Here is a 7,356-nt window from a genome sequence, read left to right on the forward strand (position 1 = left end):
GGGCACTTTCTGCTTTCCTGACCGCCTGCCGGACAGCCCGCTTCATGAAAGCGCGAGGTTAGGTCCGGAGGCAACGGCAGTTGCGAATTCAATGGCCCCGAGAGTTGCCCATTCAACAGGCCTGCGGCGACTGCAGTACGAATCGGAAGGATCCCGACATGGCCAGCGAAGCCAAGTTCACAGCCGAGGAATCTCGGAAGCTGGCGGCATTCATCGCGCGTGCGTGGGCGGACCCAGCGCTTGCCGAAGCCTACCGACGTGACCCACGTGCGGTTCTCAGCGGCGCCGGAATTGACCTCGGCGGGCGCGATGTTCCCGATCTCCCGGACAAGCCGGGTGATCTCGGGTCGCAGCCCCTCAATGACACGTTCGCAATCAGTTCGAGCGCGAGCAGTATCAGCTGCGCGACGTGTCCATGCACCGGGTGTACTGCCTCATGCGCCTGCGTTGCAGAGAGCGCCGAAGTCCTGGACAAGCAACTGGGCGCCGTCAAGCAGCTCGCCGAAGATCCGGGCGGCCGGGAGTACGCCCGCGCGCTGATGAGCAAGTGGAACGTCAAGGTTGGCCGGTGAAGGCGTCGTCAACAGGTCCCGTAATACCGGAGCCCGTCGACGAGTTCGCCAAGTCCGTTGGCTCGCTCGCTCTAGAGTTTCTGCGCAATCCGGCTCGACGTGAAGAGTGGCGCGACTTCTACGATCTATTCCTCCGCGTCCCACCGCTTCCCATCGGGGACGGCGAGTGGGTGGTGACACGATGGTCTGATGTTCGCGCCACTATGGGGCACAACTCTGCGGAACTCACCGCGCTCTTCCCATCGACAAGTATTCCCGAGGTCAACAAGCTGATGCTCGGGATGCTGCCGCACGAGTCGGGCTACGAGCACCGTCGGATGCGTGCGCTGACACAGCCGTTGTTCAAGGAAGGACGCATTTCAAAACTTGAGTCCGATATCACCCGACAGGTGGAGAGTCTGCTGTATCCCGCGGCCTTCACGGAAGCGGGCAGCGACATCGTCGGCACACTGGGGGTGCGCGTACCCGAGATCCTCTCCTGTCTCCTGCTTGATGTGGCGCCCGAGGACCGGGACTTCGTGGGAGACTGGTCACGGACCTTGTACCGCCAGATGGGTCGCTACGACCAATCGACGGATGAGAGGGACGCGGCGCGGGCGGCATATTACGGAATCCGGGAATACGTCCTGCGCTGTGCGCGGATGCCCTCCGGCCCGGTTTACGGCGGCATCGGGCGGGAGCTGTTCAGTGCCTGGCAGGACGGTCGACTAGACGACGACCAGTTACTTTCGTACTTCGCCCTCTTTCTGCTGACGGGGCTCGACACCATCACGTATGCCATCGCGAACTCGGTATGCTTCCTCGGCAGCTCGCCGCAGGTGTTCAGCCGGCTGAGGCAGTCACCGGAACTCTCCGGAGTCGCCTTCTCGGAAGCGATGCGCCTGTGGGGACCGATCCGCCTCTGCGTACGGCACTTGCAGAAGCACGTCCCGACGCCCTCGTGCACCATCCCGGAAGGTGCGCTGGTCTTCATCCTGATCCACGCCGCGAACCGGGATCCCGAGTGCATCGCCGATCCCGATCAGGTGCGATGGGACCGATCCCAACGCGAGAGCATAGCCTTCGGGATCGGTCCGCACGGGTGTCTGGGCGGCACGCTCGGCATGCTGGTGGGCCGGATCCTTTTCCGGTCGCTGTGCACCCGGTGCGCCCGTATCCGGGTGACCCCAGACCTGGAGCGCGCGTCCTTCATTCCGTCACTACCGATCCTCGGCATCGAGAACGTACGTCTGTATGCAGAGCCAGGCGGCTGACGATCCTGGGAGGTCATGGTGAGCATCCCGTCCGTAGCGAGCCTCGTCGATGTCGACCAGGAATGGGCACGGTCGATCGCCATCGGTGCGCCGCCGTTTCATCGGCGTCGCCATCCCGCATTCCGCTCGACGAGGACCACCGACGGCGCTGCGGCTGCACAGGCCTGGCGGGCGATTGTCTCGGGCCATCGGCCCGGCCTTGACGACGAGGTCCTGAAAACCATCGGCTTCGACGATGCCGCCGTTGAAGAGGCATTCGGAGACGCGGTGCTGGAACCCGGACACAGCGCTCCCGGTTGGGTCGAGTGCCTCGTGAACACCATCAGGCATCTGCCGCAGGAGGAGTACGGCCACTCCCCGACAACAGACTCGATCGATGTGGCGACGGCCTGCTTCTCCGACGCAGCCCGTAGCCTGCTCGACTGGGGTGTGCTGGAGGCTCGGCACCGATTCCTCGATGCGCGCACGCTCACGTCCTTCTCACGCCACCTCGCCACTCGCGTGGTGATGACCTGTGGCGCGGTGCTCGAGTTGGAGAACTTGGGGCGGACCGACTTCCGGTGGGACTTCACACGCGACGCTTGGCATCAGCGACTCACCGGGTTCCCCGGTCTCAACTACGTGGTCGGCACCGGCGTGCGCCAGTGGCGGCAGAACGCCTTCGAGCTGGTGGGCCGGCTGGGCGCCGACCTGCCCACGATCCGAAGCTTCCTGCTGCGTGACCGGGATCCAGGACCGGTCGTGAGAATCGACTTCGACCTCGGCGACCGCCACAACGACGGGCGCTCGGTGGCCACGCTGACGTTCGCCTCGGGCGACACGGTGGTCTACAAGCCCAAAGACCTGCGCTGTGCCGATACCTTCCTCCGCCTGGTCGACACCATCAACGCCGCTGCCGGCGAGTTGCTGCTGCCGTCGTTCCGCGTGCTCCCCCGCAACGGCTACAGCTGGGAGCAGTTCATTCCGCAACAGGCCGTCTCTGGCCCGGAATCCGCTCGGAGTCTGTTCCGACGGTACGGTGCGGTGCTGCGGGTGTTGCAGCTCGTCGAGGGACAGGACTTCTGGATCGACAACCTCCGCATCTGGGGGGAGTTGCCGTTCTTCGTCGATCTGGAATGTGCCTTCCAGCCGCGCATCGACGGCCTCGGGTTCCAGGTCCGGCTGCCGGAACTCGATCCTCGGCTGTACGACGAATCAGTGCTGCCGACCGGTGCGGTCACTCAGCCCATGGACGTGCAGAACTACGGCCGCCAGGACTTCGGCGGTCTGGCCGGGAATGGAATCCGAGCGTTGCCGCTGGGACTGTGGAAGGGGTATCGGGACCGAAACAACGGCAACATACTTCTCCGTCATGGTCAGCTGTTCTGGTATCCCGAGGTCGCGTGGCCCGTCATAGACGGGGTGCCCGTGCCTTCCGAGGACTACCTTGACACCATCGAGGCCGGGTATCGTCGGGCACAGGAGGTGTTGGAGCGTTGCGCATCGAGGTTGCGCTCGTCTGACGGGCCGCTGAGCGACCTGCCTCGCTTGTGGGTGCGGGCTCTGCTGCGGAGTACATGGGAATACCTCATCCTTCTCCGTTCGTCGCTGACCCCGCAGTCGTTGCTCAGCGGCGTCGCACGGGAAACGGCGCTCGCACACGTCTTTGGCACCGCACCAGCGTGGGGCGACGAGGAGCGCGTGAGCGACCGGATGCGAGTCGCGTGGTCAGAGGTCCAAGCACTCCGCGCCCTGGACATCCCGCAGTTTCTCAGCAATCCCGCGACTACGTTGGTCGCTGATGCACGAGGCGACACTCTCGCCGACCTGTTCTCGGGCACCGCGGAGCTACGTCTGGAGGCCCGGCTGACGGACCTCGAGCAGTTCGACACCGATGCACACGCGCGCATCTTGCGCATGGGAGTCGTCTCGATCAATGGCGTCGAAGGAGCACGACATGGCTGATCCCGTGGGAATGCTCCGGCTTCGGGCTCGGTATCGGCCCTTTCCCGTTCGGGGCGAGGGATTGTTCCTCCTCTCGGAACATGACGCTCAGTTCTTCGAGGGACCGGTCTTCGCGGATCTGTCGGATCACCTCGCTGACGGGGCGGCCCCGACGGACGCAGTTGATGCGCTCGCGCCCGTGCACGGAAGGGCGGTGGCCCACTACGCACTGGACGTGATGCGCCGGAGCGGTGTACTTACCGAAGGGGAGGGTCATTTGGGGGCCACGGCGGCTTTCTGGGACGAGCTCGGCTACGATCCCGGCACTGCTGAGCGAGGGCTTGAGAACGCCACCGTTGCCGTCCTCGCTTCGGGAGGTGCCGACCCATCTGCTGTTACGGCCGCCATCGAGGCATTCGGAATCCGGGTTGTCTCCCGGTCTGCCTCCGCGGCCCATACCCCCCAGGTGGTCCTCACACCCAACTACCTTTCGCCAGAGCTCGCGGCCCTCGCACGCGACAACTGGCGCGACGGCCGACCCTGGCTTCTGGCCAGGACGACCGGATTCTCCTTGTGGCTCGGTCCGCTCTTCACGCCGGGCAACGCCTGTTACACATGCCTTACGGCGCGACTCGGGGCGAACCGATCGATCGACCGGTACATCGCGAAAAGAGCAGGCAACGGCGTCGGCGACACCAGTGCCCCCGCTACGACCCCTGTACACGCACCTCTGGTCGCCGGCCTCATCGCATTGGAGCTGGCCAAGTGGCTGGCCGATACGACGAGGCCACGGCCAGCGGAGGTGCGGGTGATCAATCTCGCCACCCTGGCCTCCACCTCTCATCCGGTTGAGCGCCGCCCCCAGTGCGGGATGTGTGGTGATCCGAAACTGCAGACGCGGCTCATGACGACGCCACCGCAACTCGGCGGTGCGCAATCGCAGCCGAAGACGCTGGCGGAGCTTCGGCGCTTCGTCAGCCCTGTTACCGGACTAGTCTCCGCCGTCGAGGCCGCCGACTCGGGCCTGGCGCGAGGGCCCACATGCACGGCCTTCTTCGGATTCGGCGGGGACGCACTCGACCTGCAAGGGCTGAAGAACAGTGCGATCAGCCAAGGCGCTGGGGTTGGCACCACAGCCGAAGAGGCCGAGTGTGGTGCGATCTGTGAAGCTCTTGAGCGCTACTCGGGCATGACACTCGGCGACGAACCCGTTCTGCGCGCGCGATACGTCGACCTCGATCCCGCCACCACCGTGGACCCGACTGCATGCATGCTGTACAGCGAACGTCAGTACGCGATGCGCCACACGATCAATCAGGATCAGGCCGCCTTCAACGCCGTGCCCGAGCCGTTCGACGAACAAGCGATGCTCGACTGGACCGGCGTCTGGTCGCTCGGAGCCGGCCGCTTCAAACTGCTCCCGTCCTCGTACCTCTTCTACTTCTATCCCCGTACCCCGGGCGAGCCCGGGCCCTATTGCTGGGCGGACTCAAACGGCTGCGCAGCGGGAACATCCCTGGCGGACGCTGTGACACGCGGAATGTACGAGCTGATCGAGCGAGACGCCGTCTCGATCTGGTGGTACAACCGATTGCGCAGACCGGCCGTGGACATCGATGCTTGCGCGGACCCCTCTGTAAAGGGCCTTCTCGACGACCACCGGGCGATCGGCCGGGAGGCCTGGGCGCTCGACCTTACCGCTGATCTGGGCATCCCCACATTCGCTGCCATCTCGCGGCGCCTCGACGGCGACACCGAGGACATAGTCCTCGGCTTCGGCGCGCACCTCGACCCGCGCACCGCTCTGCGCCACGCCGTGCTGGAGTTGAACCACATCCTGCCCGCCGTCCTACCGGCCAATCGGAAACCCGACGGTGACTACCCCTACCCGGAAGCGGCACAAAAGGCCTGGTGGCGCACGGCCACCATCGAGAGCGAGCCCTATCTGCTGCCGAGTGACGCACCCTTGCGCTCGCCGCCCGTCCCGACCTCGCCGCTCGGTGTACACACGCAGCTGAGACGCCTGCTCGCCTGTCTGGAGGAGGCCGGCCACGAGGTGCTGGTCCTGGACCAGACCCGTCCCGACGTCGGGCTCTCGGTTGCCAAGGTGATCGTGCCCGGCCTGCGGCACTTCTGGGCCCGGCTCGCTCCGGGTCGGCTCTACGAGGTTCCCGTCTCGATGGGGTGGCTCAGTGAGACCTTGAGGGAGGAGCAGCTGAACCCGACCGCGATGTTCCTGTGACGGGAGGCAGCAAGTGGACTGGTTCGTCCTTCCGGATCTGTGGCGCGCCCGAGGCCTCGAAGTTCAGGCCCGGTTGCGCCCAGAGGCAGTGGTCGAGTCCGCCGAAGACGGTGAGCTGACAGTGCACCACTGGTGGGGAAGCGCACGTCTCACAGGGGTCACTGCTGTCACGGCGTCCGCCCTGCGACAACTCAGTGAGGAGTGGACAGACAGTCATGACCTCATTGCAGGGATGCCGGCCCTGGCAGGTGAGCAGGGATCCACGGCCGCACTCGCCGAGCTCCTCTGGGCATGCCAGGAATTCGCGTTCTTGATCGAGCTGCGCCTCATGGCGGGAGAGCGGTCGCTGCTGACCGTGAAGCCTGCTTCATACGCGGCGAAGCTGCCCGCCTTGGGCCCAGATCCGACCTGCCGACGGTTGTCGAAGTTCGCCTTCCTGCACCGCGGTGAGGAGGAACTGGAGCTGGCGTCGGCCACCTCGACCCATCGTGTGCTCCTGCAGGACGAAGAGACCTCACGACTTGTCACCAGCCTGGTGACCGGACCCGTGCTGCATCCGGGACCGGGCCGACACGCCGAAGCCATCTGCCACCTACTCGCCAGCATCGGCATGCTCGAGGGTACCGAGACAGAGGGCGGCACCGGTATGGGAGAGGCCCTCCTGGGTGTTGCCGAGTTTCCCGATCTGCTCCTGCACCAACACAGCAGATTCGGCAGCCACGACGGGGGCTTCGGGGCCGAGTTCCCATTCCTGGGCAGCCTCGACCCTTCACCGGCTGTTCCCCGCTCAGCTGCAGAAAATATGATCACCCTCCCAGTCCCTGACGAACACGAGGTTCGCGCTCGGGACCCACTGCTCAGCGATGCGATCGAAGGCCGCTGTTCCTTGCGCGAGTACAGCGACGAACCACTGACGCTTGAGGAACTCGGGGAGTTCCTTTTCCGATGCCTACGGATCCGCGGCCTCTACGGCCCGATTCCCGAGGCGAACATGCCGTATCAAGCCAGCGATCGGCCATTCCCGTCCGGCGGCGGTGTGCACGACCTCGAGCTCTATGCGCTGGTCACGCGAGTCACCGGGCTTGAGCCTGGCGCTTACCGCTACTCAGCCGCTCAGCACGCGCTGGAGTGGATCGCCGTGTCCTCCGCGGACTTCGATGCCGTCCTGCAAGGCGCTCTCCGAGCCTCGTCAGCCGCGTCAGCACCACCCGTACTCTTCAAGATCGTTTCGCGGTTCGAACGCATGGCCTGGAAGTACCGTTCGATCGGGTACGCAACGACATTGAAGAATGTCGGCGGCCTTTATTGATCCGAAACGGTTTGGGTTCTGGGTCGTTGGTGGGGTGTGAGTGATCTGGTGGGGGAC

Annotated in this window: 5 protein-coding genes; all 5 read left to right on the plus strand. The window is 65.1% G+C overall.

Annotated features, from left to right (window positions below):
• The first annotated feature begins 158 nt into the window (after positions 1-158).
• Genes ABD207_RS28035 through ABD207_RS28055 form a run of 5 tightly spaced genes read left to right on the plus strand, consistent with a single transcriptional unit; the run spans position 159 to position 7,299 of the window.
• The gene (locus ABD207_RS28035) at positions 159-572 is read left to right on the plus strand and encodes a hypothetical protein (protein WP_344015998.1); all 414 of its coding nucleotides are present in this window, start codon (positions 159-161) and stop codon (positions 570-572) included.
• Entirely contained in the window at positions 569-1,825 is a 1,257-nt protein-coding gene (locus tag ABD207_RS28040) for a cytochrome P450 (RefSeq protein WP_344015999.1), read from the plus strand. Before ABD207_RS28035 ends, ABD207_RS28040 begins: the two co-directional genes overlap by 4 nt.
• 15 nt (positions 1,826-1,840) lie before the next feature.
• Positions 1,841-3,769, plus strand: a complete 1,929-nt coding sequence (locus ABD207_RS28045) for a type 2 lanthipeptide synthetase LanM (protein WP_344016001.1) — start codon at positions 1,841-1,843, stop codon at positions 3,767-3,769.
• Positions 3,762-5,990 carry a TOMM precursor leader peptide-binding protein gene (locus tag ABD207_RS28050; RefSeq protein WP_344016002.1) on the plus strand — a complete coding sequence of 743 codons (2,229 nt, stop codon included), beginning with the start codon at positions 3,762-3,764 and terminating at the stop codon, positions 5,988-5,990. The genes ABD207_RS28045 and ABD207_RS28050 overlap by 8 nt, the downstream gene beginning before the upstream one ends.
• A 13-nt stretch (positions 5,991-6,003) precedes the next feature.
• Positions 6,004-7,299, plus strand: coding sequence for a SagB family peptide dehydrogenase (locus ABD207_RS28055; protein ID WP_344016004.1), 1,296 nt, complete (start codon positions 6,004-6,006; stop codon positions 7,297-7,299).
• Positions 7,300-7,356: the final 57 nt, after the last annotated feature.

This window comes from Streptomyces thermospinosisporus (assembly GCF_039526425.1).
GTDB classification, from domain to species: Bacteria; Actinomycetota; Actinomycetes; order Streptomycetales; family Streptomycetaceae; genus Streptomyces; species Streptomyces thermocarboxydovorans.